A 26,191-nucleotide genomic window follows, 5' to 3' on the forward strand; every position below is an offset into this window, starting at 1 on the left:
GGCGCAACGCTCCTGCGACTCATTCGCTCCCACGACTTTGGGGCTATGAGTATTTGTGACAAGCAAACCCCTATAATCACTGGCTAGGCGAGGGAAGCGCTCGAGGTTTTCCGCGTCTTTTCTGTCGGGGTCTGCAATCAGCGTTCAAACGCTGGCGCACGATCCCAAAATTATGGTGTGCACCGTCGTTTAAACGTTTGAGGACAAGTAATGAACAAGTCGATCCTGTTGGCTTCCCTGCTGGCTGCTGCTGCTCTGACCGCTTGCAGCAAGAAGGAACCTGAAGTTGTTGCGCCCCCGGTCGTGGTCGCTCCGGCTCCGGAAGCTGCTTCCGCCGCTGCCAGCGCCGTTGCCGACGCTGCTTCCGCAGTTGCCGACGCTGCTGCGTCCGCCGCTTCGAAGTAATCGCTTCGTCCGCACGGAAAGAGCCGTCGCTGCGCAAGCAGCGACGGCTCTTTTCTTTTTCGGACCGCAATCGAGGCTGAATTGGCTTTCTGTGGCCTGAATTACAAAACTTTGCGGCCGGCGAGTTGGGCAATCAGCCGACGGCCAACCAGTCGAAGCCCCGCACCGGGTCGGCGACGCGAATATCGTCCGCAGCGCAATTCAGTACTGGTGCCAGCGCCCCCCGGGCCAGGGCGGGTGAGTTGTTCTTCTCGCTCAGATGCGCTGCCACAACGGCGCCAAGGCCCGTATGCCGGCAGCGCGACAGCAGGTCGGCGGCGGCTTCGTTGGATAGATGGCCGTGAGTGCCCAGAATGCGCCGTTGCAATGAAGGCGGGTAGGGGCCGGACCTGAGCATGGCCTCGTCGTGGTTGCATTCCAGCAGCAACGCGTGGCAGCCACGCAGCGCCTCGGACACGGCCGCTGGCGCGCTGCCCAAGTCTGTGACGATGCCCAACCGCACCGCACCGTCGCTCAAGGCTAGCTGCAGCGGCTCGTGCGCATCGTGCGGCACGGCGAAGGGCTGCAACTCCAGGTCGCCTAAAGCGATGGCTTCGCCGCTGCGCGCCAGGCACAGCAGGCAGGCCTCGAAGTCGTCGCAACCGATGGCGCGCCAGGTGCCGCGGCTCGTGATCAATGGGATGCGATGACGGCGCGCGAACGCGACCGAGCGGCCGACGTGGTCACCATGCTCGTGCGTGATGAAGATGGCGTCGACGTCGGCCGGCGTGCAGCCAGCCTGCGCCAGGCGCCGTGTCAGCTCGCGTTCGCTGAAGCCCGCGTCGATGAGAACGCGGGTGGTCGTGATGCCCTGGCTGGCCTCGACGAGCGTCGAGTTCCCGCCGCTGCCACTGCCCAGGTTGCGAAAGCGCATGGCGGCAGTCCTTCGCCGCTGGGAGACCTTACTTGAGGTCGTCCATCAGCAGGCCGAGGATGCGCTTGGCGTTGTCGTCGGTGATCGCCTGGCCACGGTCGTCGAGGATGCGCACGGTGCTCTTCTCGCCCTCGGCCTTGACGGACACGCGGTAGCGCACCGGCGTGGAGCCCTTGGCGCCGAACAGGCGCTGGAAGAAGTTGGGTTCTTCCTGGCCGGCCTTCTCGGGGTCGGCGTAGCGCAGGTAGAACAGGCCGGCGGCGCGGTCGCGGTCTTCGATGGTGAAGCCATGGCGATCCAGCGACAGGCCGACGCGACGCCAGGCGCGGTCGAAGCCGTCGTTGACGGCCAGGCTGTCGGGCACTTCGGACAGCGGGCGGCGCGTGCGCGTGCCTTCGCCACCCGTGGCCAGCGGCGACGGCTTGGCGGCAGCAGCGGGTGCGTCGGCGACGATGGCCTTGGCAGCAGTTTCCTGGCCACCGAGCTTGAGCATCAGACGCGACAGCATCTCGGCTTCCAGCGACGGGTCGCTGGCGCGGGGCTGCCAGGCGGTGGAGTCCTTGGCCGAGGTCGTGTAGACCTCCTGCATGCCGCGGTGGCTGATGAAGATGTCGGTACCGTTGGCGCCGCGCTCGATGCGGGTGCGATACATGTCGCGCTCGCCGGTCGAGTACAGGCCGTCAAAGATCTTGCCGATGGCCGAGCGGATGAAATCCTGCGGCAGCTTGGCGCGGTTCTCTGCCCAGTTGGTTTCCATGATGCCGACCTCGGGCTGCTCCTTGGTGAGCGAGAGGCCGCGGTCCTGCCAGAAGGTGCGCAGCTGGGGCCAGATCTGCTCCGGCGTCAGCGAGGTGTGCAGCCAGCGTTCGGTGCCGCTGCGCTCCAGTCGGATGTCGCCGGCCGAGTTCGGCGCGACGCTGTTGGCAGCCATCGTCGAGGTCGCGGCGGCGGTAGCAGGCCGGGTGGCGGACAGGGCCGAGGCGGTGATGGAGCCGCCTTGCACCTGGGCGCGGCTGTCCTTGGCGAGCTGGGTCAGGTCGGGCGGAACGTCCAGGCCTGTGGTCTGGCGCGACTGGGTCTTGTAGTCGACCTTGTCGGACGAGAACATGCCGTCAAGGGTGCTGCAGCCAGCGAGGGACAGGACAAAGGCCGTGCAGGCGATGCGGGTCGCCGTGGGGCGATGCGAGAAAAGGGACGTCACGCTGGAGATCTCCGAGGGAACTGTTTGCCCGCTTTCGGCGGGCAGCCGCGCATTAGACCAGAGGACTCAGAGCAGTCCGGCTTCGACCATCGCCTGGCCGACAGCGACCTGGCCGACCGTTGTCAACGGTGTGATGGGCAGGCGCAGCGCAGCGCCGCAGCGGCCCAGGCGCGACAAGGCCCACTTGGCCGGGCCGGGGCTGGGTTCGCAGAACATCTGCTTGTGCAGGCCGAGCAGCTTGAGGTGGACCTTGCGGGCCTCGACGGCGTTGCCTTCCAGCGCTAGGCGGCACAGCTCTGCCATCTGGCGCGGCGCGACGTTGGCCGTCACGCTGACGTTGCCGTGGCCGCCAAGCAGCATCAGCGCGATGGCCGTGCCGTCGTCGCCGGAGTAGATGTGGAAGCCTTCGGGCGCGTGCTTGATCAGAAAAGCGGCGCGCTCGATGTTGCCGGTAGCTTCCTTGATGCCGAAGACGCCGGGCAGCGTGGCGCAGCGCAGCGTCGTCTCGGGCAGCAGATCGGCGACGGTCCGGCCGGGCACGTTGTAGAGCATCATGGGGATGTCCACGGCCTCGGCGATCGCCTTGAAGTGCTGGTAGATGCCTTCCTGCGAGGGCTTGTTGTAGTAAGGCACGACGGACAGCGTGCAGTCCGCGCCGACTTCCTTGGCGTAGCGGCTCAGCTCGATCGCCTCGGCGGTGGAGTTGGCGCCGGTGCCGGCCAGCACGGGGACGCGGCCTTTGGTGTGCTCGACCGCGACACGGATGATCTCGCGGTTCTCGTCCATGCTGACCGTGGGCGATTCGCCTGTGGTGCCGACGACGCCGATGCAGGCCGTGCCTTCCTCGACATGCCAGTCGATCAGGCGGCGCAGGCCGGGGTAGTCGATGCTGCCGTCGTCATTCATGGGTGTGACGAGGGCGACGATGCTGCCGAGGATGGGCTTCATGGTGGGAATATCTTGAGGAATCGGGCGATTTTAGGCTGCTGGCGGCGGCCGGATCGCCGCAACGCGCTGGACGAAGCGCGGCGAGGTTTTGATATCAGCGCCGCTCTCGAGCAGGTCCTCGTAAGCAACGATGCGCCAGCCCTCGCAAACGCGCAGCAACTCGCCCCGCTGGAGCAGGAAATCGGGCCGCGCCGGCCGGCCGATGGTCTGCTGGCCATCGGCAAAGGTTTCCCAGATCAGCCAGCCGTCGGGTTTGACGGCGGCGCGGATGTCGTCGAAGAGCGGGCGCCAGAGATAGTTGCAGACGACAACCAAATCGAACTGTTGCTGCGGCAAGGGCCAGGGGCCGTTCTCGATGTCGGCATCGACGATCTTTGCAAGGCTTTGCAGCGCCGCTGTGGCGACCGTGTCACGGTCGACGCCGGTGACCTGCCATCCGGCCTGCGCCAGCCAGCGCAAGTTGCGGCCGGAGCCGCAGGCCACGTCCAGCGCCGTGCCGGGAGCAGTCGGCGCAAAGCGCTGCAGCCACGCGGACGGCGTCATCCGAAGCAGGACCAGAGCTGCTCGCTGAGCTGGATCATGACCGCCGGGTGGCGGTAGGCCGCCACGGTCGCCGCCAGCACGGCGGCGGCCAGCGTGGCCCAGATCCAGCGGCGTGGCTTCATGCCGGCTGGGTCCGCAGAATGGCTGTCTCGCGCACCGGCAGGTTGGCCAGCATGGCCATGACGCCCAGGGCGATGGACAGCCACCAGACCACGTTGTAGCTGCCCGTCGCGTCGTAGAGCTTGCCGCCCAGCCAGACACCCAGGAAGCTGCCCACCTGGTGGCTCAGGAAGACGAAGCCGCCGAGCATGGACAGGTGCTGGGCGCCGAAGATCTGCGCGACGACGGCGTTGGTGGGCGGCACGGTGGACAACCACAGGAAGCCGATGACGGCCGCGAAGACGTAGACGCTGATCGGCGTCAGCGGCACGGAGATGAAGGTGGCAATGGCCACCGCGCGCAAGCCGTAGATGCCGGACAGCAGGTAGCGTTTCGGGAAACGCTGGCCGAGCATGCCTGCGGCATAGGTGCCGAAGATGTTGAACAGGCCGATCAGCATCAGCGCGCCGGTGGACACCTCGATGCCCAGGCCATGGTCCTTCAGATAGCTGGGCAGGTGCACGCCGATGAAGACCACCTGGAAGCCACAGACGAAGTAGCCCAGCATCAGCAACTGGAAGCTGCGGTAGCCGAAGGCCTCGCGCAGCGCCTGGGCAATGCTCTGGTGGGCGCCGCTGAACGCCGCCACGCTGCGTTCGCGCACACCGAGCGCCAGCGGCACGATCAGCAGCGCTGCGCCGGCCAGCAGATACAACGCGCCCTGCCAGCCGACGTGGCTGATCAGCCAGGTCTCGATGGGGATCATGACGAACTGGCCGAAGGAGCCCGCCGCCGCCGCGACGCCGAAGGCCCAGGAGCGCTTCTCGGGCGACACGGTGCGGCCCAGCACGCCGTAGATGACGGCATAGGTGGAGCCCGACTGCGCGATGCCGATCAGCACGCCGGCGCCGAGCGTGAAGGTGACGGGGTGGCTGGTGACGGCCATCAGCACCAGGCCCAGCGCGTAGGCCAGGCCGCCACCGATGAGCACCTTCCAGGCGCCGAAGCGGTCGGCCAGCATGCCGGCAATCGGCCCGGCGACGCCCCAGGCGAGGTTCTGGATGGCCAGGGCGAAGGAGAAGGTCTCGCGCGTCCAGCCTCGCTCCGTGATGATGGGCTGCAGCCAGAAGCCGAAGCCATGGCGTATGCCCATCGACAACGTGACGATCAGGGCGCCACAGAGCAGCACTTGCTGGACGGACAGGCCGGGGGCGGCGGGGCGGGCAGTGTTCATCGGCCGACTTTAATCAGCGTCGCTTGGCCTTGCTGGTCGCCTTGGTTTGCGCTTTGGGTGGCGCTTTGGCCTTGGCTTTGCCAGCCTTCTTCTTGGCGGCCGCCTTCTTCGGCGGATCGGCCGTCGAGGCGCTGGCCTGCGAGCTGGACGCGGCGACGTCGGCCAGGCGGGTCAGCAGCCGGCCCTGCTTGACGCGCAGCATCGGCATGTCGACCTGGGCCAGGTCGGCGATGGGATCGCCGCCCAGCACCAGGAAGCTGGCCTCGCAGCCGGGCTCGAAGCAGCCGAGCTTGCGACCGGGGAAGAGCGCGCGCGGGGTGTCGATGGTGGCCAGACGCAGCAGTGTGGTGCGGTCCAGGCCGAGGTCGTCCAGCGCGTGCAACTCGGCGCGGGCGGTGGCGATGAAGACATCGGAGCCGACCAGCAGCTGCACGCCGGCCGCTTGCAGCCGGGCGAGGTTGGCGCGTTGCACGTCCCTCAGCGTCGCCAGGGATGTGTCGTCCAGCTTGAACAGCGCGGTGGCGGCCGTCGTCGTGATGACGGCGGTGCGCTGGCGCGCGGCCTGGTTGGCGGAAGCCTCGCTGACGGCGAAGCGCGTGGGCGGCTCGTCCAGCGTGTTGGCGTAGCCGGGCAGGTGGGCGATGGCGTCGACACCGGCGGCGAGCGCGGCGTCGAAGTCGGCTGCGGTCTCGACGTGGGCGACGACGCGCCGGCCGTCGGCATGGGCCAGGCGGGTCAGCGCGCTGGCGGTCTCGGGGCTCAGGCCCAGGCGGCCGAAGTGCTCGGTGCGCTGGCGCAGGTCCGGGCGCTCGCTGTGGGCCAGCACGATGCGCAGCCAGGTGCCGCCGCGGGCCTTGATGGCCGGCCACTGCCGCGCGGCCTGCTCGGGGCTGTCGACAAGGACGAGCTGCTTCTGCGCGGCGGCGGCCTCGGCGGTGGGTTCGGGCAGCACGGCGGCCAGCGGGTAGCCGTCGCTGGCCGTGATGCAGGCGGTGACGAAGCTGACGTCGGGCGCGGCGGGCGAGGCAGCCAGCGGCTTGACGTCGGCGACGCTGTCCGGGTCGCCGCAGAGCATGGCGGCGTAGAAGACGCCTTCGTCGATGTACTGGTCGGCGAACTGGCCCCAGCCCCAGGCGGTCTGCAGGTTGTGGTTGTGGGCCTCGGCCAGCGGATTGATGAGGACCTGGCCGCGCATGTCCATCTTGCGGTTGACCTTGGGCGGCTTCTTGGCGACGAAGACGCCGTTCTCGACGTAGAGGTTGCCGCGCTGGATGGCCCGGCCGTCGAACCAGCGGGCGTTCTTCAGCTCCCAGGACAGCGGGGCGCTGGCCTGGTAGGGCTGTTGCTGAGGGGAGGGTGACTGAGCCTGTGAAAAACTACAGGTCAGAGCCAAGCAAGCAATCAGGAATCTCAAGCGGAAAGACTCGTCTTCGAGGGCCGCGAATCCTACTTCTTAGAATCGCGCCCCTATGTCGACCCGACCGTCTTCCTCTCCCGCCGCCAAACCAGCCGCCAATCCTGCCGAATACGGCGAAGCCTCCATCCGCGTTCTGAAGGGCCTGGAGCCCGTCAAACAGCGGCCGGGCATGTACACGCGCACCGAGAACCCGCTGCACTGCATCCAGGAGGTCATCGACAACGCCGCCGACGAGGCGCTGGGCGGTTTCGGCAAGCGCATCGACGTGGTTCTGCATGCCGATGGCTCCGTTTCGGTGGCGGATGACGGCCGCGGCATCCCCTTCGGCCTGCACCCCGAGGAAGGCGTGCCGGTCGTCGAGATCGTCTTCACGCGACTGCATGCCGGCGGCAAGTTCGACAAGGGCTCGGGCGGCGCCTACAGCTTCTCGGGCGGCCTGCATGGCGTGGGCGTGTCGGTGACCAACGCGCTGGCCAAGCGGCTGGAAGTGGCCGTCTGGCGCGACAAGCAGGTGGCCGGCATTGCCTTCGAGCATGGCGACGTGGTGCAGCAGGTCGCCTCGCGCCCCACCGCCAGCGGCGACCGTAAGCAGGGCACGACGGTGCGCGTCTGGCCCGAGGCCAAATACTTCGAGAGCGCCGAGCTGCCCAAGCACGAGCTTGTGCACCTGCTGCGGTCGAAAGCCGTGCTGATGCCGGGCGTGACCGTCACGCTGAAGGTCGAGAAGACCGGCGAGCTGACGACCTGGCTCTACAAGGCCGGCCTGCGCGACTACCTCGCCCAGGCCCTGCACAGCGACCCGCTGATCCCGCTGTTCGAGGGCGAGGGCTTTGCCACCGCCGGCGAGAGCGAGAACTTCGCCGAAGGCGAGGGCGCCGCCTGGTGCGTGGCCTTCACCGAGGACGGTTCGCCGCTGCGCGAGAGCTATGTGAACCTGATCCCGACGGTGGCTGGCGGCACGCACGAGTCGGGCCTGAAGGACGGCCTGTTCGGCGCGGTCAAGGGCTTCATCGAGATGCACTCGCTGCTGCCCAAGGGCGTGAAGCTGATGCCCGACGACGTGTTCTCCCGCGCCAGCTTCGTGCTGAGCGCCAAGGTGCTGGACCCGCAGTTCCAGGGCCAGACCAAAGAGCGCCTGAACTCGCGCGACGCGCTGCGGCTGGTGACGGCCTACGTGAAACCGGCCTTCGAGCTGTGGCTTAACCACCATGTCGACCATGGCAAGAAGCTCGCCGAGCTGGTTATCAAGCAGGCGCAGACCCGGCAACGCGCAAGTCAGAAGGTCGAGAAGCGCAAGGGTTCCGGCGTGGCCGTGCTGCCCGGCAAGCTGACCGACTGCGAAAGCCGCGACCTGCTGCACAACGAGGTCTTTCTCGTTGAGGGCGACTCGGCCGGCGGCAGCGCCAAGATGGGCCGCGACAAGGAGACGCAGGCCATCCTGCCGCTGCGCGGCAAGGTGCTGAATTCCTGGGAGGTCGAGCGCGACCTGCTGTTCAAGAACAACGAGATTCACGACATCTCGGTCGCGCTGGGCGTGGACCCGCATGGCCCCAACGACACGCCGGACCTGAGCGGCCTGCGCTACGGCAAGGTCTGCATCCTGAGCGATGCGGACGTCGACGGCTCGCACATCCAGGTGCTGCTGCTGACACTGTTCTTCCGCCACTTTCCCAAGCTGGTCGAGACCGGTCACGTCTACGTCGCCCGCCCGCCGCTGTACCGCGTGGACGCGCCGGCGCGTGGCAAGAAGCCGGCCGCCAAGCTCTACGCGCTGGACGATGGCGAGCTGACCGCGACGCTGGACAAGCTGCGCAAGGAAGGCGCCCGCGAAGGCTCGTGGAGCATCAGCCGCTTCAAGGGCCTGGGCGAGATGAACGCCGAGCAGCTCTGGGACACGACGCTGAACCCGGACACGCGCCGCCTGTCGCGCGTCGAGTACGGCCTGCTCGACTTTGCCGCGACGGTGGAGTCCTTCAACAAGCTGATGGGCAAGGGCGAAGCCGCATCGCGACGTGAGCTGATGGAACTGCACGGCGATTCGGTCGAGATCGACGTCTGAGATCCAGCCGCGATGAGCCTGCGCCTGCGCCCCACCATGCTGTCCGACCTGGACTGGGTCGTCTCGGTCGAGCGGGATGGCGCCAACCTGCCCTTCATCACGCCCTGGGAGCGGCCGCAGCACGAGGGCGCCATCCGCTTCCCGGACTCGCGCCACTTCATTCTTGAAGAAGGGGATGCGCTGGAGCGCATCGGCTTCGTCATCCTGCAGGGCTGCCGCAACCCCAACAGCTCCGTCGAGCTGAAGCGCCTCGTGCTGCAGGCCAAGGGCCGGGGCCTGGGCGGGGCAGCCGTGCGGCAACTCAAGGCCATGGCCTTCAAACAGTTGAAGGCGCACCGCTTCTGGCTGGACGTGAAGGCGCTGAACACCCGCGCGCTCAAGCTCTATCAGAACGAAGGCTTTGTCGAGGAGGGCCGGCTGCGCGAGAGCGTTCGCGTGACGACGGATGGTGCCGATGGCTACGACTCGTTGGTCGTCATGTCCCTGTTGGACCGCGAATACCAGGCGCGTGTCGCACTGGGGCTGGAGGCCGCATGAAGGCGTGGCTGCTCCTGCTGCTGGCCATCGCGCTGCCCGTGCGAGCCGAGCTGTGGGGGTTTGTCGACGCCGCCGGCATGGCCCACTTTGCGCCGCGCCAGCTGGACGCGCGCTACAAGGCCGTGTTGGGCAGCGTCGGCATGCAGCGCGTGCCGGGCAAGACCGATGCGGGTCTGGCCCTGCTGAACTGGCTGGACATCGCCCCCGAAGTCAAGGCCGTGCAGCCCTGGGTGCGCGAAGCGGCTGAGAAGCACGGCGTGGACGCCGAACTGCTGAAGGCCATCATCGCCGTCGAGTCCGGCTACCAGCGCGGTGCCATCTCGCCACGCGGCGCGCTGGGCCTGATGCAGATCACGCCGGAGACGGCCAGCCGTTACGCCACGCCAGCCGACGCCGCGCGGCTGATCGAGCCGCGCATCAACATCCACACCGGTGCACGCATGCTGGCCGACCTGATGCGCCGCTTCCGATCGATAGACACGGCCCTGGCAGCCTGGAATGCCGGCGAGGGCGCCGTGCGCCGCGCCGGCAACCGCGTGCCCGACATTGACGAAACCCAGGCCCATGTACAGCTCGTCCTTGAGCTGTACTGGGCCTTGCTGCAGCAGAGCCAACCGGCCCGCGCGCAGCACCTGACCCTGCACCCATGAGTTCCCAGACCACCATCGACTTTTCCGGCCCCACCGACGGTGGCGGCTCCAATGGCGACGACAGCAACGCGCTGACGCTGGCCGTCTACGCCCAGCAGGCCTATCTCGAATACGCCCTCAGCGTCGTCAAGGGCCGCGCGCTGCCGTCCTACTCCGACGGCCAGAAGCCCGTGCAGCGCCGCATCCTCTACGCGATGCATCGCCTGGGCCTGGGCTGGAGCGGCAACTCCRGCGCCAAGCCGGTCAAGGGCGCCAAGGTCGTTGGCGACGTGCTCGGCAACTTCCATCCGCACGGCGACCAGTCGGTCTACGACGCGCTGGTGCGCATGGCGCAGGACTTCTCGCTGCGCTATCCGCTCATCGACGGCCACGGCAACTTCGGCAGCCGTGACGGCGACGGCGCTGCGGCGATGCGCTACACGGAAGCGCGCCTTGCGCCCATCGCCCGCCTGGTGATGGACGAGATCGACGAAGGCACGGTGGACTTCCGCCCCAACTACGACGGCACGACGCAGGAGCCCGTCGAGCTGCCGGCGCGACTGCCCTTCGTGCTGCTGAACGGCGCCAGCGGCATCGCGGTCGGCCTGGCGACGGAGATCCCCAGCCACAACCTGCGTGAAGTTGCTGCCGCCGCCGTTGCGCTGTTGAAGGACGACAAGCTCGGCGATGACGCGCTCTTTGACCTGATCCCCGGCCCCGACTTCCCCGGCGGCGGCCAGCTCATCAGCGCGCCGGAGGAGATCCGCGCCGCCTACCTCTCCGGCCGCGGCAGCCTCAAGGTGCGCGCGCGCTGGAAGATCGAAGACCTGGCSCGCGGCCAGTGGCAGCTCGTCGTCACCGAGCTGCCGCACGGCACCAGCGCGCAGAAGGTACTGGAAGAGATCGAGGAGCTGTCCAACCCCAAGGTCAAGGCCGGCAAGAAGACGCTCTCCGCCGAGCAGTTGCAGCTCAAGGCCGGCCTGCTGGCCGTGCTGGACGGCGTGCGCGACGAGTCCAGCAAGGACGCGGCCGTGCGCATCGTCTTCGAGCCCAAGAGCCGCACCGTCGAGCAGCAGGACCTGATCAACACCCTGCTGGCCCACACCAGCCTGGAGACCAGCGCGTCCGTCAACATGACGATGATCGGCGCCGACGGGCGGCCGACGCAGAAGAGCCTGCGCGAGGTGCTGGTCGAGTGGGTGGGCTTCCGCCAGACGACGGTGCGCCGTCGCACCGAGCATCGCCTCGCCCACGTCAACGACCGCATCCATGTGCTCGAAGGCCGGCAGCTCGTGCTGCTGAATATCGACGAGGTCATCCGCATCATTCGCGAATCGGATGAACCCAAGCCGGCGCTGATCGCGCACTTCAAGCTCAGCGACCGCCAGGCCGAGGACATCCTCGAAATCCGCCTGCGCCAGCTGGCGCGGCTGGAGGCGATCAAGATCGAGCAGGAGCTGTCCAAGCTGCGCGACGAACGCGCCAAGCTGGAAGACATCCTCGGGTCCGCCACTGCCCTGCGCCGCACCGTCATCAAGGAGATCGAGGCCGACGCCAAGCAGTACGGCGATGACCGCCGCACGCTGATCCAGGCCGAAAAGCGCGTCACCGCCGAGGTCAAGGTCGTCGACGAGCCGGTCACCGTCATCGTCAGCCAGAAAGGCTGGGCGAGGGCGCTCAAGGGCCACGAGGTCGACGTCGCCGCGCAGATCTTCAAGGCCGGCGACGCGCTGTGGGGGCATTTCCGCTGCCGCAGCGTCGACCCGCTCATCGTCATCGGCGGCAACGGCCGGGTCTACGCGGTGCCCGTCTCGGCCCTGCCCGGCGGCCGTGGCGACGGCCAGCCCATCACGACGCTGATCGAGCTGGAAAGCGGCACCCAGATCGCCCACTACATCGCCGGCGCGCCGACGCAGCGCCTGGTCATGGCCGGCTCGACTGGCTACGGCCTGATCGCCCAGCTCGGCGACCTCGTCGGCCGCCAGAAGGCCGGCAAGACCTTCCTGGCGCTGGACGAAGGTGAATCACCGCTGCTGGCCGTCGTTCCCAACGACGCCGTCGCCCTGCAACTTGGCGTGCTGAGCGCCCAAGGCCGCTTGCTGACCTTCCCGCTCGACGAGCTCAAGCACCAGCCCAAGGGCGGCAAGGGCCTGACGCTGATGGACCTGGAGGCCAAGGACAGCGTCGTGTCGCTGGCCTGCTTCACCCAACAATTGCGAGTTGAAGGCAGCGGCCGGGGCGGCAAGCCGCGCGAGGAAGTGCTGAAGAACCAATCGCTGGCCGCTCACGCCGGCAAGCGCGCTCGTAAGGGCAAGGCGGTGGAGGGACTTCTGAAGGTCCTTCGACTCGGTGTTGTTTGAATCGGACCCCAAATTAGGATTGAATTGCACCGCTTTGGTGGAAACCTTGTCAGCCAGGTGCAAATTACCCCAAGGGTTACCACCATTTACAAACGGTCTACCTATTCAGGGGGGAGCCCCCTAGCACTTGGGGCGTGAAGTACTTCTCAAGCTTTCGCTGCAGTGCACAATTACTTCGTCGCCCATCTTTTTGTTGGACCAAGGAGTTACCCCATGAAATTTAAGTCCCTCGCGGTTGTTGCCGCTTTTGCAGCATTTGGCGCTACTGGCGCGCAAGCCCTGTCCGGTTCCACCTTCGACGGTGGCGCACATAAGGCTTTCGAGATTGGCCTCGAAACGCCGATCACCGGCCCGTTCTTTAAGGAATACGACTTCACGCTGAGCGGTACGTTTGACGTGACGGCCACGTTCGCTTCCTCCGGCATCGTGGGTTCCTTCGGCCTCTACAAGTCCGATGACACGCCCGTGTACAGCTGGGGTGTCGGTGGCCCGTCCTTCAGCGCGACCGACACGTTCAGCCTGGCCGCTGGCAGCTATTACTACGCCGTTCTGGGCGGCAAGACCGGTAGCTTTAGCCTGTCTTCCACTGCCGTCGCCGCTGCGGTGCCGGAACCCGAAACCTACGCGATGCTGGCCGCTGGCCTGGGCATCGTCGGCTTCGTCGCTTCGCGTCGTCGTCGCAACGACTGATTCCCAAGCGGATCAGCGGGATCTCCGGATCTCGCCATTGCATGTCTCCGACTCGCCCCGGTGCCAAAAGCGCCGGGGCGTTTTTTCGTCTCAGTCATCCATGCCCGGAAACCGGCTTGGGAACACCATGCTCTGCGTGGTGCGCAGCACCCGGCCGTCCTTGAAGTGGACGTTGAAGCGCAGGCCATAGCTGCCGATCTGGTCGGGCTCGACGGTCCAGTCCCAGACGTCTTCGCCGCTGAGGCGGAAGAAAACGCGGCTGCGCTCGGTGCCCAGCATGCGGCTGACCTGCTCGGGCGTCATGCCCGGCTCGATGCGGGCACGGTTGGCGGCTGACAGGCCGTCTTCGATGCTCACCAGCCGGCCATCAGCCGCGAGGCGCACCATGTAGCAATGCCGGCCCATGGGCTGGCTCGAATATTCCAGCGTGCGGCCGCCGTCGGCCTCGGGCCAGATGCGCCTGGGCTGGCCGTAGGCGGCGATGACATCCTCGCTGCGGCTGGTGCCGGGCAGCAGGGCCGGCGCCGTCGCACAACCGGCGAGCAGCGCGGTACTCAGGGCGAGGATGGCGAGGCGCATGGGATTGGTTTCAGCGTCGGGCGAGGGCTCTCGCGCAGTCGCTGACGAGGGCAGGGCCCCTGTAGATGAGGCCGGTGTAGACCTGGACAAGGTCGGCGCCCGCTTCGATCTTGGAGCGGGCGTCGGCACCGCTCAGCACGCCGCCCACGCCGATGATGGGGTAGCCGGACGGCAGGGCCGCTCGCAGCAAGCGGATGACGCGGTTGCTGGCCTCGAAGACGGGCGCGCCCGACAGGCCGCCGGTTTCGTTCGCGTGGGTCAGGCCTTGCACCGCATCGCGCGCAATCGTCGTGTTCGTCGCGATGACGCCGTCGATGTCGTTGGCCTTCAGCGTCTGGGCGATGACGGCGACCTGCGCTTCTTCCAGGTCGGGCGCGATCTTGACGAACATGGGCACCTTGCGACCGGTCTGGCTTTGCAGCTGCAGCTTGCGTTCGTGCATGCGCGACAGCAGCGCGTCCAGCGCCTCGTCGCTCTGCAGTGCGCGCAGGTTCTTTGTGTTGGGGCTGGAGATGTTGACCGTGATGTAGTCGGCGTGCGGGAACACGCCCTCCAGCCCGAGCAGGTAGTCGTCGGCCGCGTTCTCGATGGGCGTTGCGGCGTTCTTGCCGATGTTCAGGCCGAGGATGCCACCGGCCTTGCGGAAGCTGTGGGCTCGCTGCACGTTGGCGATGAAGCTGGCCAGGCCCTCGTTGTTGAAGCCCAGCCGGTTGATGAGCGCGTTGGCCTCGGGCAGGCGGAACATGCGCGGCTTGTCGTTGCCGGGCTGGCCCTTGGGCGTCACGGTGCCCACTTCGATGAAGCCGAAGCCCATGGCGCCCAGGCCGTCAATGCAGCGGCCGTTCTTGTCCAGGCCGGCGGCCAGGCCGATGCGGTTGGGAAAGCGCAGGCCGGCGACGGTCACCGGGTCGCTGATGCGCTCACCGCACCACAGCAGTTGCGCGGGCGTGTTCTGCAACCTGGCGATGCTGCCCAGCGTCAGCTCATGGGCGTGCTCGGCGTCCAGGCCGAACAGGAAGGGGCGGGTGAGGGCGTAGGGGATCAGCGGCATAGCCCGCAATTCTCTCAGCCTGCCTCGCCTTCCCGCTCCCACGGCGGCACGTCGCCCATCTTCTCCAGCATGAAGGCTATCAGCGCGCGCACCTTGGGCGCCGGGTGGCGGCTGGGCAGGTAGACGGCGTAGAGCGTGTCGGCATCGGCCAGGCCACCGATGGGCTGCCAGCCGGGCAGCACCGCTTGCAGACGCCCGGCGCGCAGATCGGCACCGATGGCATAGGTGGGCAGCACCGCCAGGCCCATGCCGGCGAGAGCCGCCACGCGCAGGGATTCGCTGCTGTTGGCCGTCAAGCCGCTCTCAAAGCGCAAGGCGCCGCGCGTTTCCACCTCGGCCTCGCCGTGGTCGGCATGGCGAAAGCGCCAGCGGTCGGGTGACTGCAGATAGCCGAAGCGCAGGCAGCGGTGGCCGGCGATGTCAGCCACCGTTTGCGGCTCGCCATGGGCGGCGAGGTAGGCCGGCGCGGCGCACAGCACGAAACGGATGGCCGCCAGCCGCCTTGCCACCAGTCCGTCGGACGGCTTGTGTGTCAGTCGCAGCACGACATCAAAACCTTCCTCGGCCAGGTCCACATAGCGGTCGTTCAGGCCCAGCACGACGTCGATCTGCGGATGGCGGGCGCAGAACTCGGCCATCAGCGCCGTGAACTGCAGGTTGCCGAAGGCGGTGGACACCGACAGCCTCAGCACGCCGCGCGGCTCGTCACGACGGCCTGCCAGTTCGGTCTCCAGCGCCTGAGATTCCTCCAGCAGCCGCAGCGCGCGTTCGTAGACGCTGCGGCCCTCGGCCGTGGGGCTGACGCTGCGCGTCGTACGGTGCAGCAGCCGGGTGCCGAGCTGGTCTTCCAGCCGCACGACCTGCTTGCTGATGGCCGACTTGGTCGTGCCCAGCAGCCGCGCGGCACCGGAGAAACCGCGGGCGTCGACGACGCGGGCAAAGGCTTGCAAGTCTTCGAGGCGGCCCATGGAACTGTGCTCCTTTTGGAAACTCTGAATCGACTTTCTGCCGGATTGTGTCTTGGATCATTGATTCCTAGAGTCAAGCCCTGTCTTTCCAAGGAGCCGTCATGTCCACCACCTTGTCGCCCTGCATGGCCCGGTCGTTCCGGCCCGGCCGTTTCGATCAACTGCTGTCCGTTGCTGCGGCGTCCAGCCTGCCGCTGCTGTTTATCCTGCTGTGGAGCAGCGGCTATGTGGCCGGCAAGCTGGCCTTGCCGCACACCGGGCCGTTGACGCTGCTGACGCTGCGCTTCGGCCTCGCGGCCGTCGTGCTGCTGGCCGTCGCCGTTGCCACCGGCGCGCCCTGGCCGCGGCGAGCGCGTGGCTGGGCGCATCTGGCCGTCGTCGGACTGCTGATGCAGGTGCTGCACTTCTCATGCATCTACTTCGCGCTGCGGGCCGGCCTGAGCGCAGGCGTGGCCGGCCTCTTGATCGGGCTGATGCCGCTGGCGACGGCGCTGGGCGCCCACCTGTGGCTGGCCGAGCAGCTGAATGGACGACAGATGCTCGGACTTCTGGGCGGGCTGGCCGGCGTCGCGCTGGTCATCGCGGACAAGCCGTTGGGCGGCGCCTGGACCGCCTACGCTGTCGCTGGCGTCGGCCTGCTCGGGTTGGTGGCCGGCACGCTCTACCAGAAGCGTTTCTGCGCTCACATGGACTTGCGCAGCGGCGCCGGTATCCAGATGGCCGTGTCGGCACTGGCGGTGGCCGCGTTCGCTGGGCCCATGGAGGGCTTCGCCATCGACTGGACGCCCGAGCTGATCGGCGCCTGGCTGTGGCTGGGCCTGGTCAACTCCATCGGCGCTTTCAGCCTGATGTTCATCATGATCCGGCGCGGCCAGGCGGGCCAGGTGGCGCGGCTGTTCTTCCTGATTCCGGGCGTGTCGGCGCTGATGGGCTTCGTGCTGTTGGGCGAGCACCTGGAGCCCCTGGCGATGGCCGGTTTTGCGCTGTCCGCACTGTCCGTGTGCGTGGCTGCGGCCAAGCGGTGAAAATAGAAGGCTTCCCTGGGAGCCTTGCACATGAAACCCCTCGACGACCCCCGCCACGACCGCGAAGCCGGCTCCCGCGACGAAACGCGCGACACGACGCGCACCGACGACACCCGCATCGGCGCCGTGCGTGCGCTGATCAGCCCGGCGCTGCTGCTGGAAGAGCTGCCCATCCCCGATGCGACGCTGGAGCTGGTCGAGAAGGCCCGCCAGGAAATCGGCGACGTGCTGCATGGCCGCGACGACCGCCTGCTCGTCATCGTCGGCCCCTGCTCCATCCACGACCATGACCAGGCGATGCAGTACGCGCACTTGCTGAAGGCTGCGCGCGAGGAACTGAGCCGTGACCTGCTGGTCGTCATGCGCGTCTACTTCGAGAAGCCGCGCACCACGGTGGGCTGGAAGGGCTATATCAACGACCCGCGCCTGGACGGCAGCTTCCACATGAACGAGGGCCTGCGCCTGGCGCGCCAGCTGCTGCTGGACGTCAACCGCCTGGGCCTGCCGGCCGGCACCGAGTTCCTGGACCTGCTGTCGCCGCAGTACATCTCCGACCTGATCGCCTGGGGCGCCATCGGCGCGCGCACGACCGAGAGCCAGAGCCACCGCCAGCTGGCGTCGGGCCTGAGCTGCCCGGTCGGCTTCAAGAACGGCACGGACGGCGGCATCAAGGTCGCCAGCGACGCCGTGCTGGCCGCCAGCAGCGCGCATGCCTTCATGGGCATGACCAAGATGGGTACGGCCGCCATCTTCGAGACGCGCGGCAACGAGGACTGCCACGTCATCCTGCGCGGCGGCAAGGCGCCCAACTACGACGCGCCTTCCGTCAACGCCGCCTGCGCCGCGCTCAAGACCTCGGGCCTGCGCGAGCAGGTCATGGTCGACTTCTCGCACGCCAACTCCAGCAAGAAGTACGAGCGCCAGATCGACGTGGGCCAGGACGTGGCGGGCCAGATCGCCGGAGGTGATGCGCGCATCACCGGCGTCATGATCGAGAGCCATCTGCAACCCGGCAGGCAAGACCTGGCCGAGGGCCAGACCAAGGCTGACTTGAAGCCTGGCGTGTCCATCACCGACGCCTGCCTGGGCTGGTCTCAGACCGAGCCGCTGCTGCGCGAACTGGCCGCTGCCGTTCAGAAGCGCCGCGGTTGACGCGGCCCGGGCGCCGTTCACGCCCGTCAATCGCCACCCGTCGCAGCGCGCTCGCGCCGCGGCGGCGCGGTTTCCATCATTCAGCCATTCCCACTGCTGAAACTGGAGACCGCGATGATGAAGAAAGCCCTGGCCACCGCCACCCTGATCGCCTTGCTGCCACTGAGCAGCCAGGCGGCCGACATCACTCTTGAAGTGGAGGGCCTGGACGCGAGCCGCACCGCTGGTTCGGTGTTGCTGGTGGGCGTCTACACGGCGTCTAACCAGTGGCTGGACAAGGCCATCACCGGCCGGAGCCTGCCCGTTGACGCGGCGGTCAATGGCAAGCTGACCGTCGTGCTGAAGGACCTGCCCGACGGCCCGCTGGCGCTCAGCCTGTTCCACGACGCCAACGCCAATGGCCGGCTGGACATGAACCCCATGGGCATCCCGATGGAGCCCTATGGCTTTTCCAACAACGCCATCGGCCAGTACGGCCCGCCCAAGTTTGAGCAGGCCGTGCTGACGCCCGCAGCCGGTGCGTCGGTCAAGGTTCGGCTGAACTGAGGCCGACATGAGCACGACACGCCGCTCCCTGCTGACGGCGCTGCTGGCCGGCGGCCTCAGCCCTGAATTGATGGCGCTCGGCCTGCCCGGCTTTGCCGCCAATGCGCCAGAACTGGCGCCGATGCGTGGCCTGGACGGTGAAAGCCTGGACGCCCCTAACGTCATCGTCGAAGGCCGGCTGCCCGCCGGCTTGAGCGGTCGCTACTTCCGCAATGGCCCCGGCCTGATGCAGCGCGGCGGCCAGCGCTACCGCCACTGGTTCGATGGCGATGGCCTCGTGCAGGCCTGGACGATTCAGAACGGCCGCGTGAGCCACCGCGCCCGCTTCGTGCAGACCGAGAAATTCCGCGCCGAGCAGGAAGCCGGCCGCTTCCTGTTGCCCGCCTTCGGCACCGCCATCCCCGCCGAGCGCCCGGTGCGCGGGCCGGACAGCGTCAACGTCGCCAACACCAGCGTGCTGATGCAGGGCGACCACCTCTACGCCTTGTGGGAAGGCGGCGGCGCCTACGAGCTGGACCCGGCGACGCTGGCCACGCGCGGCGTGAAGACCTGGTCCGACGAGCTGCGCGGCATGCCGTTCTCGGCCCATCCCAAGGTGGAGGCGGACGGCACGGTGTGGAACTTCGGCAGCGCCAATGGCCGGCTCGCGGTCTACCAGATCGGCGGCGACGGCCAGGTGCGCCGCCACGCCGTGCTGGACGTGCAGGCGCCGGCCATGCTGCACGACTTCGCCGTGTCACAGCGCCACCTCGTCTTCCTACTGGCGCCCGTCACGATGGACTGGGCGGCCGTGCGCGGCGGCCAGTCCATGCTGGAGGCGATGCGCTGGGGCGCCGGCCAACCCACGCGCGTGCTCGTCATCGACAAGGCGGACTTCAGCAAGCGCCGCATCTACGAGATGCCGGCCTGCCATGTATTCCATTTCGGCAATGCCTGGGACGACGGCCGCCTGCTGCGCGTGGACTACGTGCAAGGCGTGCCGCTGCCCGAGTTCAACGCGGCCGCCGAGCAGATGATGCGCGGCGAGCGGCCGGTGCGCGCTGACTCCACGCCACGCGTGCTGGAGGTCGATCTGCTGACCGGCCGGCCGAGCGTCACCGCGCGCAGCGAGGCCGTCGAGTTTCCGGTCGTCGATCCGCGCGTCGTGGCCCAACGCCACCGCTTCGTCTGGTATCCCACCAGCGTCGACACCGGCACACGCTGGGGCTTCAACGCCCTGATGCGGCTGGACATCGACAGCGGCGCCCGCGAGCGCTTCAGCTTCGGCAACGACGTGGTCGTCGAGGAGCATGTGCTGGTGCCCAGGCCCGGCAGCGCGAAGGAAGGCGAGGGCTGGCTGGTCGGCATGGGCTACGACGTCAAGCGCCGCCGCAGCTTCCTCAGCGTCTTCGACGCGCTGCGCCTGGCCGATGGCCCGCTGGCGCGGGCGTGGCTGCCTTACGCCGTGCCCTACGGCTTCCACGGCCGCTTCTACCCCGCCTGAGCGTCTGCCCCCCTGCTTCCCCTAGGGGCAGGGCACGCCACATTGACAGCCTTCTGCAAGGCCCCTAATGTCGCGCCGTTTGCTGAAAGCGCTTTCAGAAAGCGCTTTCACTTCCGGCGGTCGACAGCAGTACGTCGTCGCCTCGCGCGGGATGAATCCCGCACCAAAAACCCAGGAGACGACGACATGCTGAATCTGAAGGCCCCTACGGCCATTGCCACCCTTTTGTTTGCCGCTGCCACCGGCACCGCAGGCGCCGCCACCAGCAACGGCTTCGCCAACGGCGGCTTTGAAGTGCCCGGCGGTGCCGTCGCCCAAGGCTGGCTGACCGCGCCCACCGGCAACCCGGTCACGCTGTCCGGCAACGCCCACAGCGGCAGCCATTCGGTGCTGCTGACGGTGCCCAACGGCTTTGGCGCCTCGACGCTGTTCCAGGACTCGCTCGCCCACGGCGGCATGCCGGCGCTGACCGCCGCCAACGCGGGCGACACGCCCACGCTGAGCTTCTGGGTCAAGGGCGACGTCAGCACCACCGGCAACATCATGTTCGCGCTGAGCTTCCGGGGCGATGCCGGCACGCTGTGGAGCAGCGGCAACCACTTCTTCCAGAACGACATCAACGCCAACAGCTGGACGCTGATCAGCTTCCAGACCGCAGCGATTCCAGTCGGCACGACCGCCGCTTTCCTGGAGATCAACACCGCCGTCGGCCCGCTGCTGGATGGCCGCGTCAACGCCGTCTACCTCGATGACGTGCAGCTTGCGCTGACCACCGCCCCGGTGCCCGAGCCCGAAACCTACGCGCTGCTGATCGCCGGCCTCGGCGTCGTCGGCGCCATCGCTCGCCGCCGCCGCGCCTGAGCCCCCAAGGAGACAAACCCATGAAATTCCAGATTCAACCCCTCTCCAAGCTCGCCGCCGCGCTGCTGCTGTGCGGCTKGGCCGCACACGCCAGTGCCGCGGGCACCGTCGTGTTCGATTCCTATGCCCCCGGCAACGAGGTCCTCGGCTGGACGACGCCGCTCTTCCAGGGCCAGGACATCGCCATTCCCTTCGACATCACGAGCGCCACGTCCATCCAGTCCATCCTGACCTCCATCGAACGCCTCGACGGCGCCGGCGGCGTCACCCTGGGCATCCTGGCGCGGCAAGGCACCGTGCCTACCGGCACGAGCTGGCTCTACAGCACCTACCTGGCCAACCCGGTCGTCAACACGCTGCTGACCCCCGCGGGCTGGTCGCTCGCGGCGGGCAGCTACTGGCTGGCCGCCAAGGCCGACGCAGGCTTCGACGGCCAATGGCAGAGCGGCATTGACTCGCCCGGTGCGGCCACGGCCTGGGCCTATGCGCCCGACGGCGCCTGGACGGCGGTGAACTCTCCCTTCATCGGCCAGCCCGCCGCCCGCATCACGGTCCTGAGCGCCGTGCCCGAGCCGTCCACCTACGGCCTGATGGCGCTGGGCGCCCTCGTCGTTGGCGCCCAGCTGCGTCGCAAGCAAAAGCAACAGCACACGCAAGGATGAACGCCATGACCCGTCAACACATCGTTCGCGCCCTCGCGGGCGCCGCGCTGGTGGCCGCCACCGCCGCTGCGTCCGCCAGCGTCACCAGCCCCGTCATCGGCAAGCTGCTCTGGTCCGAGGAATTCAACGGCGCCAGCCTGGACACCACCCTCTGGACCGCCACCACCGGCAACGGCTGCCAGATCGGCCTGTGCGGCTACGGCAACCAGGAGCTTCAGTACTACAGCCCCAACAACCTCAGCATCGCCAACGTGCCCTTCGAGCCGGGCACACGCGCGCTGGCCATCACGGCCAAACGCGAGACCATCGGCAGCAACCAGTTCACCTCCGGCAAGCTCGACACGTCCGGCAAGGTGCAGGTGAAGTACGGCATGGTCGAGGTGCGCATGGCCAGCCCCAAGGTGGGCGTGGGCCTGTGGCCGGCGGCATGGATGCTGGGCACCAGTCCGCAGTCCTGGCCGCGCAAGGGCGAGATCGACATCATGGAGCAGGGCGGCCGCCAACCCGCCGGGCTGCCGGCGGTGTCGCCAGAGCAGTTCGTCGGCTCCAACGTCATCACCTTCGCCGACGCGGCCTGCGTGCCCGGCAATGAAAGCTGCGCCGCGTCCACCGCCTGGCAAACCAAGAACTGGGTCACGCCCTCGCGCTCGCTGGCCAACCGCTTCGTCACCTACCGCCTGTACTGGACCGACACGCAGATCCGCTTCAGCCTCATCGACAACGGCCGCGAGCTGGACATGTACAAGGCGCCCATCTCCACGGTCGGTTCGCCCGCGCTGCAGGAGCCCTTCTACCTGCTGCTGAACCTGGCCGTGGGCGGCAACTTCACGCCCGCCGCGACACCGGCGCAGATCACCGCGCCGCTGCCCGGCACGGCGTATGTGGACTACGTGCGCGTCTACGAGCTGGACGGCAAGGGTGAGGTGAAGCTGGGCATAGGCATCACGCCGGAGGTCGGCAAGTTCGGTGTCTTCACCGACAACACGCCGGTCAACAACAAGCAGGTGCCGGGGGTGTCCTCCGACATCTACGTCTGGAACCAGGGCTCCATGACCAGCGGCGACCTGCCGCCGTATGAGGGCTCGGGCGTGCTGGCCTTCAAGTACTTTGCGCCGGGGCAGTGGTTCGGCGGCAGCATCCAGTCGCGCCAGGTGCACGACATGAGCGGCTTCCGCAACGGCAACATCAAGCTGAAGATCAAGGCGCCGGCCAACGTCGCCTTCAAGATCGGCATCTACGACACCTACACCAACCAGAGCTCGGTCACCTTCCCGGCCAACACGACGGCCTACGGCCTGGTGCGCAACGGCGAATGGGGGACGGCCACGATTCCGGTGGCGGAGATCGCCGGCCCGCTGATCGCGTTGCAATCCATGCTGGACCTGTTCCAGTTCTTCAGCGTCGACGGTGCCTTGCCGGGCCAGCAGTTCCAGATCGCTTTCGACGACATCGTCTGGGATTCGGGCACGGCTGGCGTGCAGCAGGTGGCGCTCGCCAAGGCGGCCGCTGCGGCGCCCGCCAGCGGTGATGCGGTGCAGAGTGGTGCCAACACGCTGGACTTCAGCGCCACGGCATCGGGCTGGGTGGACGTGCACTACACGGTCAACGGCGGTGATGCCCGCACCGTGCGCCTGCGCCAGGACGGCACGACCAGCCGCTACACGGCCGGTGGGCTTCAGCGCGGCGACGTCGTCGAGTACCGCTTCACGGCCTGGGATGCCCAGCGCCAGGTGGCGAGCGACTCGGCGGCCAAGAGCGTCGTCATCAAGTAAGCGCCGCGCGGGATGGGTGGCAGTGCCACCTGTCCCGGCAAAATCGCGGCCATGAACCAAGACCAGCTCAAACAACTCGTCGGCCGCGCCGCGCTTGACTACGTGACCCCCGGCGAGATCGTCGGCGTCGGCACCGGCTCCACGGTGGACTGCTTCATCGACGCGCTCGCCGCCAGCGGCATCGCGGTCGCTGGGGCTGTCTCCAGTTCGGAGCGCTCGACGCAGCGCCTGCAAAAACACGGCTTCAAGGTGCTTGACGCCGCCCAGGTGACCGGCCTGACCGTCTACATCGACGGCGCGGACGAGATCGACGGCAAGGGCTTCATGGTCAAGGGCGGCGGCGCCGCGCTGACGCGCGAGAAGATCGTCGCCGACCTGGCCGAAAAGTTCGTCTGCATCGCCGACGCCTCCAAGCTCGTGCCCGTGCTGGGCAAGTTTCCGCTGCCGGTTGAGATCATCCCCATGGCTGCAGCGCAGCTGACGCGCCGCTTCGCCAAACTGGGTGGCGACGCGAAGCTGCGTGCCGGCGTCGTCACCGACAACGGCGGCCACATCCTGGACGTGACGGGTCTTGCCATCACCGACCCGCTGGCCTTCGAGGCCGAGGTCAGCCAGTGGCCCGGCGTCGTCACGGTGGGCGTGTTCGCCCGCCACAAGGCTCAGGTCTGCCTGCTCGGGGGCGTGGACGGCGTGCAGACGCTGACGTTCTGAACAAGCGTCGCACGCCGCTCGATTTCAACGCGGCTTCGCACGAACGTCACCACTGGTGGCGTGCGCTGCTGCTTCGGTTGGCCGTCTGCTCCGCCGTGAGCGGCTTTGGATGGTGGATGACGGGCTGGGTGGGCCTGCTGGTCAGCCTCATGCTCTGGGCGCATGTCATGGCCGGCGACCAGATGGCCTTGCTTGCGACGGTCTGGCGCGCCGCGCGCGGCCTTGCGTTCCGGCCCGTGGAGGGCCACTTCTACCAGTTCAAGGGCCACCGCATTCGCGTCGTCGATGACGAGGTCGAGGCCCAACGCTGGCTGGCACTGGACGACCTGGCCACCGCGCTCGGTGCCCGCGTTCCGGCGTCACGGCTGCGCCTGCGCTGGCCGCAGGGCTTGCGTGAGCTGCCCGATGGCATCTACCTGCTTGACGACGCCGCGCTGGCCTGGCTGGGAGAACAGCGCAACGACAACGCCGGCCGGCTGCGGCACTGGGTGGAGCGCGAGGTCTGGTACCCGGCTCGGGGCCGCAAGGCGAGCTACAAAGCAAAAGGGGCACCCGATGGCGCCCCTGCGGAAGACTGAACCGGTGCTGCCGGCTTAGAAGGTTTCCCAATCGCCATCTGGGGCCGGCGCGGCTGCCGGAGCGGCACGCGGTGCAGGAGCGGGCGCAGACGCTGAGGCCTTGGCGACCGGACGCGGGGCGGCTGCTTTGGACGCCGGTTTGGAGCCATTGGAGGCGCTGCCGACAGGCTTGGAAAAGTTGCTGGGCTTGGCGGCCTGCGGCTTGTGCGCGGGCGACCTGGCCGGCGCGTTGGAACGCTGGCCCGCATTGCTGAGCTTGAACACGCTGATGACCTCGGCCATGCGGGTCGACTGCTCGCGCAGGCTCTCGGCGGCGGCGGCGGATTCCTCCACCAGCGCGGCGTTCTGCTGGGTCATCTGGTCGAGCTGGACGACCGAGCCGTTGACGACGCCGATGCCCTCGCTCTGCTCGCGGGCGGYGGCGCTGATCTCGCCAATGATGTCCGTCACGCGCTGCACGCTGGCGACGATCTCGGTCATCGTCGCACCGGCGGCCTGCACCTGCTGGGTGCCGGAGTCGACGCGCTCGACGCTGGCACTGATGAGGCTCTTGATTTCCTTGGCGGCTTCGGCGCTGCGCTGGGCCAGCAGCCGCACCTCGCCGGCCACAACGGCGAAGCCGCGGCCTTGTTCACCAGCTCGCGCGGCTTCCACCGCAGCGTTCAGCGCCAGGATGTTGGTCTGGAAGGCGATGCCGTCGATGGTGCCGATGATCTCGTTGATCTTGCGCGAGCTGTGGCTGATCTGGTCCATGGTCGCGACGACCTGGGACACGGCCTCGCCACCGCRCTTGGCCACCGAGGCGGCCGAGCTGGCGAGCTGGTTGGCCGTCATGGCGGCGTCGGCGGTTTGCTTGACGGTGCCGGTCAGCTCGGCCATCGACGAGGCGGTGTTCTGCAGGTTGCTGGCGGTCTGCTCGGTGCGCTGGCTCAGGTCCAGGTTGCCGGTGGCGATCTCGGCGCTGGCGGTGCCGATGCTGTCGGCCGCGCCGCGCACTTCGGTGATGAGCTTTTGCAGCGAACGCTGGGTGCCGTCCAGCGCGGTCAGCAGGCGGCCGACGTCGTCGGCGCCGCCGGCGGGGATGGGGTGGGTCAGGTCGAAACGAGCCAGCGCCTCGGCCGCCTCGGTGGCCGCATGCAGGCTGGAGCCCTTGCCGCTGCCGGTCGTCAGCAGGGCGAACAGGCTGACCAGCCAGGTGATGACGAGGCTGGCGGTGAGCCAGGTCTTGGCCGACCCCGCGTTGTCGCCGAGACCGGAGAGCGCCACGCCGACCCCTACGGTCACCACGCCGAGCACCACGCCCAGCGACACCTTGAGCCGTTGCGAACCGCTGCCTGAACCGAACATGCCGTCGTCTCCATCAATATTGGGAAAGCCGGGCAGGCCCGGCAACACGGCGCAGTGTGCGCCCGTGCCCGTTGGGGAGGAAGCGCGATGAAGGGGACAAAGCGGCAATAGTTGCTTGAACCCTCGGCTCAGCGTTCAGGCCTGCGCTGCCGCCGCAACGCGAAGCGCAGCGGGTCGACGGCGTCCAGCAGTTCGGCCTCCAGCGGGCGTGGCGAACCCAGCGCTAGCGCCGCCACCAGGCGCCCGGCCAGCGCCGCCCACGTGATGCCGCGCGAGCCGAAGCCGGTGCACACGAGCAGGCGCGGCCGGCGCGGCTGCAGGCGCAGCTGCGCGGCCAGCGGCCCTGCTGCTGCCAGGGCGCGCCAAGCAGGGGCAGCTGCGCATGCAGGCGGCGCCTGCGGCCAGCGAAGGCGAACTGGCC

The 26,191-nt window shown here is 68.0% G+C and carries 26 protein-coding genes and 1 pseudogene; 15 read left to right on the forward strand and 12 right to left on the reverse strand.

Annotated elements, in window-relative coordinates; translation table 11 throughout:
- Positions 1 to 210: 210 nt before the first annotated feature.
- Positions 211 to 405: a hypothetical protein gene (locus ACXRVZ_RS24115; protein ID WP_457423495.1), complete on the forward strand. Its 195-nt coding sequence runs from the start codon at positions 211 to 213 to the stop codon at positions 403 to 405.
- A gap of 133 nt (positions 406 to 538) precedes the next feature.
- Here the strand turns inward: ACXRVZ_RS24115 and ACXRVZ_RS24120 are convergent, their stop codons facing one another.
- The 7 genes from ACXRVZ_RS24120 to ACXRVZ_RS24150 form a co-directional block, all read right to left on the reverse strand.
- Complete coding sequence (locus tag ACXRVZ_RS24120; RefSeq protein ID WP_457423493.1) at positions 539 to 1,318, reverse strand: MBL fold metallo-hydrolase; 780 nt, start codon at positions 1,316 to 1,318, stop codon at positions 539 to 541.
- Positions 1,319 to 1,346: 28 nt separating this feature from the next.
- On the reverse strand, positions 1,347 to 2,519 hold the full coding sequence (gene bamC, locus ACXRVZ_RS24125; protein WP_457423491.1) for an outer membrane protein assembly factor BamC: 1,173 nt from the start codon (positions 2,517 to 2,519) through the stop codon (positions 1,347 to 1,349).
- Positions 2,520 to 2,585: 66 nt separating this feature from the next.
- Positions 2,586 to 3,467: a 4-hydroxy-tetrahydrodipicolinate synthase gene (gene dapA, locus ACXRVZ_RS24130; protein ID WP_457423489.1), complete on the reverse strand. Its 882-nt coding sequence runs from the start codon at positions 3,465 to 3,467 to the stop codon at positions 2,586 to 2,588.
- A 30-nt stretch (positions 3,468 to 3,497) separates the two neighbouring features.
- On the reverse strand, positions 3,498 to 4,010 hold the full coding sequence (locus tag ACXRVZ_RS24135) for a class I SAM-dependent methyltransferase (RefSeq protein ID WP_457423487.1): 513 nt from the start codon (positions 4,008 to 4,010) through the stop codon (positions 3,498 to 3,500).
- On the reverse strand, positions 4,007 to 4,132 hold the full coding sequence (locus ACXRVZ_RS24140; protein ID WP_457423485.1) for a hypothetical protein: 126 nt from the start codon (positions 4,130 to 4,132) through the stop codon (positions 4,007 to 4,009). Before ACXRVZ_RS24140 ends, ACXRVZ_RS24135 begins: the two co-directional genes overlap by 4 nt.
- Positions 4,129 to 5,343: an MFS transporter gene (locus tag ACXRVZ_RS24145; RefSeq protein ID WP_457423483.1), complete on the reverse strand. Its 1,215-nt coding sequence runs from the start codon at positions 5,341 to 5,343 to the stop codon at positions 4,129 to 4,131. Before ACXRVZ_RS24145 ends, ACXRVZ_RS24140 begins: the two co-directional genes overlap by 4 nt.
- Before the next feature lie 13 nt (positions 5,344 to 5,356).
- Positions 5,357 to 6,736, reverse strand: a complete 1,380-nt coding sequence (locus tag ACXRVZ_RS24150; protein ID WP_457423481.1) for an amidohydrolase family protein — start codon at positions 6,734 to 6,736, stop codon at positions 5,357 to 5,359.
- Positions 6,737 to 6,812: 76 nt separating this feature from the next.
- Between ACXRVZ_RS24150 and ACXRVZ_RS24155 the strand changes: the two genes are divergently transcribed.
- The 5 genes from ACXRVZ_RS24155 (at position 6,813) to ACXRVZ_RS24175 (ending at position 13,035) form a co-directional block, all read left to right on the forward strand.
- Positions 6,813 to 8,819, forward strand: a complete 2,007-nt coding sequence (locus ACXRVZ_RS24155) for a DNA topoisomerase IV subunit B (RefSeq protein ID WP_457423479.1) — start codon at positions 6,813 to 6,815, stop codon at positions 8,817 to 8,819.
- Positions 8,820 to 8,831: 12 nt separating this feature from the next.
- The gene (locus ACXRVZ_RS24160; protein ID WP_457423477.1) at positions 8,832 to 9,356 is read left to right on the forward strand and encodes a GNAT family N-acetyltransferase; all 525 of its coding nucleotides are present in this window, start codon (positions 8,832 to 8,834) and stop codon (positions 9,354 to 9,356) included.
- Positions 9,353 to 10,006, forward strand: coding sequence for a lytic transglycosylase domain-containing protein (locus tag ACXRVZ_RS24165; RefSeq protein ID WP_457423475.1), 654 nt, complete (start codon positions 9,353 to 9,355; stop codon positions 10,004 to 10,006). Before ACXRVZ_RS24160 ends, ACXRVZ_RS24165 begins: the two co-directional genes overlap by 4 nt.
- On the forward strand, positions 10,003 to 12,345 hold the full coding sequence (gene parC / locus ACXRVZ_RS24170; RefSeq protein ID WP_458232916.1) for a DNA topoisomerase IV subunit A: 2,343 nt from the start codon (positions 10,003 to 10,005) through the stop codon (positions 12,343 to 12,345). Before ACXRVZ_RS24165 ends, parC begins: the two co-directional genes overlap by 4 nt.
- Before the next feature lie 213 nt (positions 12,346 to 12,558).
- Entirely contained in the window at positions 12,559 to 13,035 is a 477-nt protein-coding gene (locus tag ACXRVZ_RS24175; protein WP_457423471.1) for an FxDxF family PEP-CTERM protein, read from the forward strand.
- 90 nt (positions 13,036 to 13,125) lie between these two features.
- On the opposite strand, the gene ACXRVZ_RS24180 is transcribed toward ACXRVZ_RS24175, so the two are convergent.
- The 3 genes from ACXRVZ_RS24180 to ACXRVZ_RS24190 are packed head-to-tail and all read right to left on the reverse strand — an operon-like array spanning position 13,126 to position 15,633.
- Complete coding sequence (locus ACXRVZ_RS24180; protein ID WP_457423469.1) at positions 13,126 to 13,614, reverse strand: outer membrane protein assembly factor BamE; 489 nt, start codon at positions 13,612 to 13,614, stop codon at positions 13,126 to 13,128.
- A 10-nt stretch (positions 13,615 to 13,624) separates the two neighbouring features.
- Complete coding sequence (locus ACXRVZ_RS24185; protein WP_458232917.1) at positions 13,625 to 14,665, reverse strand: quinone-dependent dihydroorotate dehydrogenase; 1,041 nt, start codon at positions 14,663 to 14,665, stop codon at positions 13,625 to 13,627.
- 14 nt (positions 14,666 to 14,679) lie between these two features.
- Positions 14,680 to 15,633 (reverse strand): LysR family transcriptional regulator, encoded by a 954-nt coding sequence (locus ACXRVZ_RS24190; RefSeq protein WP_457423465.1) that lies wholly within the window; start codon positions 15,631 to 15,633, stop codon positions 14,680 to 14,682.
- 101 nt (positions 15,634 to 15,734) lie between these two features.
- Here ACXRVZ_RS24190 and ACXRVZ_RS24195 point away from each other — a divergent pair, with 101 nt between their 5' ends.
- The 9 genes from ACXRVZ_RS24195 (at position 15,735) to ACXRVZ_RS24235 (ending at position 24,423) form a co-directional block, all read left to right on the forward strand.
- Positions 15,735 to 16,658: a DMT family transporter gene (locus ACXRVZ_RS24195; RefSeq protein WP_458232918.1), complete on the forward strand. Its 924-nt coding sequence runs from the start codon at positions 15,735 to 15,737 to the stop codon at positions 16,656 to 16,658.
- Positions 16,659 to 16,688: 30 nt separating this feature from the next.
- Positions 16,689 to 17,810 (forward strand): 3-deoxy-7-phosphoheptulonate synthase, encoded by a 1,122-nt coding sequence (locus tag ACXRVZ_RS24200; RefSeq protein ID WP_457421024.1) that lies wholly within the window; start codon positions 16,689 to 16,691, stop codon positions 17,808 to 17,810.
- Positions 17,811 to 17,924: 114 nt separating this feature from the next.
- Entirely contained in the window at positions 17,925 to 18,356 is a 432-nt protein-coding gene (locus ACXRVZ_RS24205) for a DUF2141 domain-containing protein (RefSeq protein ID WP_457421026.1), read from the forward strand.
- 7 nt (positions 18,357 to 18,363) lie between these two features.
- Entirely contained in the window at positions 18,364 to 19,839 is a 1,476-nt protein-coding gene (locus ACXRVZ_RS24210) for a carotenoid oxygenase family protein (protein ID WP_457421028.1), read from the forward strand.
- Between the two features lie 186 nt (positions 19,840 to 20,025).
- The gene (locus ACXRVZ_RS24215; protein ID WP_457421030.1) at positions 20,026 to 20,700 is read left to right on the forward strand and encodes a PEP-CTERM sorting domain-containing protein; all 675 of its coding nucleotides are present in this window, start codon (positions 20,026 to 20,028) and stop codon (positions 20,698 to 20,700) included.
- Positions 20,701 to 20,720: 20 nt separating this feature from the next.
- Complete coding sequence (locus ACXRVZ_RS24220; RefSeq protein ID WP_458232919.1) at positions 20,721 to 21,362, forward strand: PEP-CTERM sorting domain-containing protein; 642 nt, start codon at positions 20,721 to 20,723, stop codon at positions 21,360 to 21,362.
- A 5-nt stretch (positions 21,363 to 21,367) separates the two neighbouring features.
- Entirely contained in the window at positions 21,368 to 23,134 is a 1,767-nt protein-coding gene (locus tag ACXRVZ_RS24225; RefSeq protein ID WP_457421034.1) for a glycoside hydrolase family 16 protein, read from the forward strand.
- 51 nt (positions 23,135 to 23,185) lie between these two features.
- Positions 23,186 to 23,845 carry a ribose-5-phosphate isomerase RpiA gene (gene rpiA / locus ACXRVZ_RS24230; protein WP_457421036.1) on the forward strand — a complete coding sequence of 220 codons (660 nt, stop codon included), beginning with the start codon at positions 23,186 to 23,188 and terminating at the stop codon, positions 23,843 to 23,845.
- Between the two features lie 95 nt (positions 23,846 to 23,940).
- Positions 23,941 to 24,423: a hypothetical protein gene (locus tag ACXRVZ_RS24235; protein WP_457421038.1), complete on the forward strand. Its 483-nt coding sequence runs from the start codon at positions 23,941 to 23,943 to the stop codon at positions 24,421 to 24,423.
- 15 nt (positions 24,424 to 24,438) lie between these two features.
- Here the strand turns inward: ACXRVZ_RS24235 and ACXRVZ_RS24240 are convergent, their stop codons facing one another.
- Together ACXRVZ_RS24240 and ACXRVZ_RS24245 are read right to left on the reverse strand one after the other, a co-directional pair.
- Positions 24,439 to 25,770: a methyl-accepting chemotaxis protein gene (locus tag ACXRVZ_RS24240; RefSeq protein WP_458232920.1), complete on the reverse strand. Its 1,332-nt coding sequence runs from the start codon at positions 25,768 to 25,770 to the stop codon at positions 24,439 to 24,441.
- A 128-nt stretch (positions 25,771 to 25,898) separates the two neighbouring features.
- Positions 25,899 to 26,191, reverse strand: a pseudogene (locus ACXRVZ_RS24245) (oxidoreductase); the annotation flags it as partial.

The organism is Roseateles sp. P5_E8 (genome assembly GCF_054177665.1).

Bases quoted from the DNA above. Each gene is read 5' to 3' on its own strand.
- ACXRVZ_RS24205 (WP_457421026.1), top strand. From the start codon at position 17,925: ATGATGAAGAAAGCCCTGGCCACCGCCACCCTGATCGCCTTGCTGCCA.
- ACXRVZ_RS24155 (WP_457423479.1), top strand. From the start codon at position 6,813: ATGTCGACCCGACCGTCTTCCTCTCCCGCCGCCAAACCAGCCGCCAAT.
- ACXRVZ_RS24135 (WP_457423487.1), bottom strand. From the start codon at position 4,010: ATGACGCCGTCCGCGTGGCTGCAGCGCTTTGCGCCGACTGCTCCCGGC.
- ACXRVZ_RS24200 (WP_457421024.1), top strand. From the start codon at position 16,689: ATGAAACCCCTCGACGACCCCCGCCACGACCGCGAAGCCGGCTCCCGC.
- ACXRVZ_RS24210 (WP_457421028.1), top strand. From the start codon at position 18,364: ATGAGCACGACACGCCGCTCCCTGCTGACGGCGCTGCTGGCCGGCGGC.
- dapA (WP_457423489.1), bottom strand. From the start codon at position 3,467: ATGAAGCCCATCCTCGGCAGCATCGTCGCCCTCGTCACACCCATGAAT.
- ACXRVZ_RS24160 (WP_457423477.1), top strand. From the start codon at position 8,832: ATGAGCCTGCGCCTGCGCCCCACCATGCTGTCCGACCTGGACTGGGTC.
- ACXRVZ_RS24140 (WP_457423485.1), bottom strand. From the start codon at position 4,132: ATGAAGCCACGCCGCTGGATCTGGGCCACGCTGGCCGCCGCCGTGCTG.
- ACXRVZ_RS24185 (WP_458232917.1), bottom strand. From the start codon at position 14,665: ATGCCGCTGATCCCCTACGCCCTCACCCGCCCCTTCCTGTTCGGCCTG.
- ACXRVZ_RS24190 (WP_457423465.1), bottom strand. From the start codon at position 15,633: ATGGGCCGCCTCGAAGACTTGCAAGCCTTTGCCCGCGTCGTCGACGCC.
- ACXRVZ_RS24145 (WP_457423483.1), bottom strand. From the start codon at position 5,343: ATGAACACTGCCCGCCCCGCCGCCCCCGGCCTGTCCGTCCAGCAAGTG.
- ACXRVZ_RS24165 (WP_457423475.1), top strand. From the start codon at position 9,353: ATGAAGGCGTGGCTGCTCCTGCTGCTGGCCATCGCGCTGCCCGTGCGA.
- ACXRVZ_RS24115 (WP_457423495.1), top strand. From the start codon at position 211: ATGAACAAGTCGATCCTGTTGGCTTCCCTGCTGGCTGCTGCTGCTCTG.
- ACXRVZ_RS24225 (WP_457421034.1), top strand. From the start codon at position 21,368: ATGACCCGTCAACACATCGTTCGCGCCCTCGCGGGCGCCGCGCTGGTG.
- rpiA (WP_457421036.1), top strand. From the start codon at position 23,186: ATGAACCAAGACCAGCTCAAACAACTCGTCGGCCGCGCCGCGCTTGAC.
- ACXRVZ_RS24175 (WP_457423471.1), top strand. From the start codon at position 12,559: ATGAAATTTAAGTCCCTCGCGGTTGTTGCCGCTTTTGCAGCATTTGGC.
- ACXRVZ_RS24120 (WP_457423493.1), bottom strand. From the start codon at position 1,318: ATGCGCTTTCGCAACCTGGGCAGTGGCAGCGGCGGGAACTCGACGCTC.
- ACXRVZ_RS24180 (WP_457423469.1), bottom strand. From the start codon at position 13,614: ATGCGCCTCGCCATCCTCGCCCTGAGTACCGCGCTGCTCGCCGGTTGT.
- ACXRVZ_RS24215 (WP_457421030.1), top strand. From the start codon at position 20,026: ATGCTGAATCTGAAGGCCCCTACGGCCATTGCCACCCTTTTGTTTGCC.
- ACXRVZ_RS24195 (WP_458232918.1), top strand. From the start codon at position 15,735: ATGTCCACCACCTTGTCGCCCTGCATGGCCCGGTCGTTCCGGCCCGGC.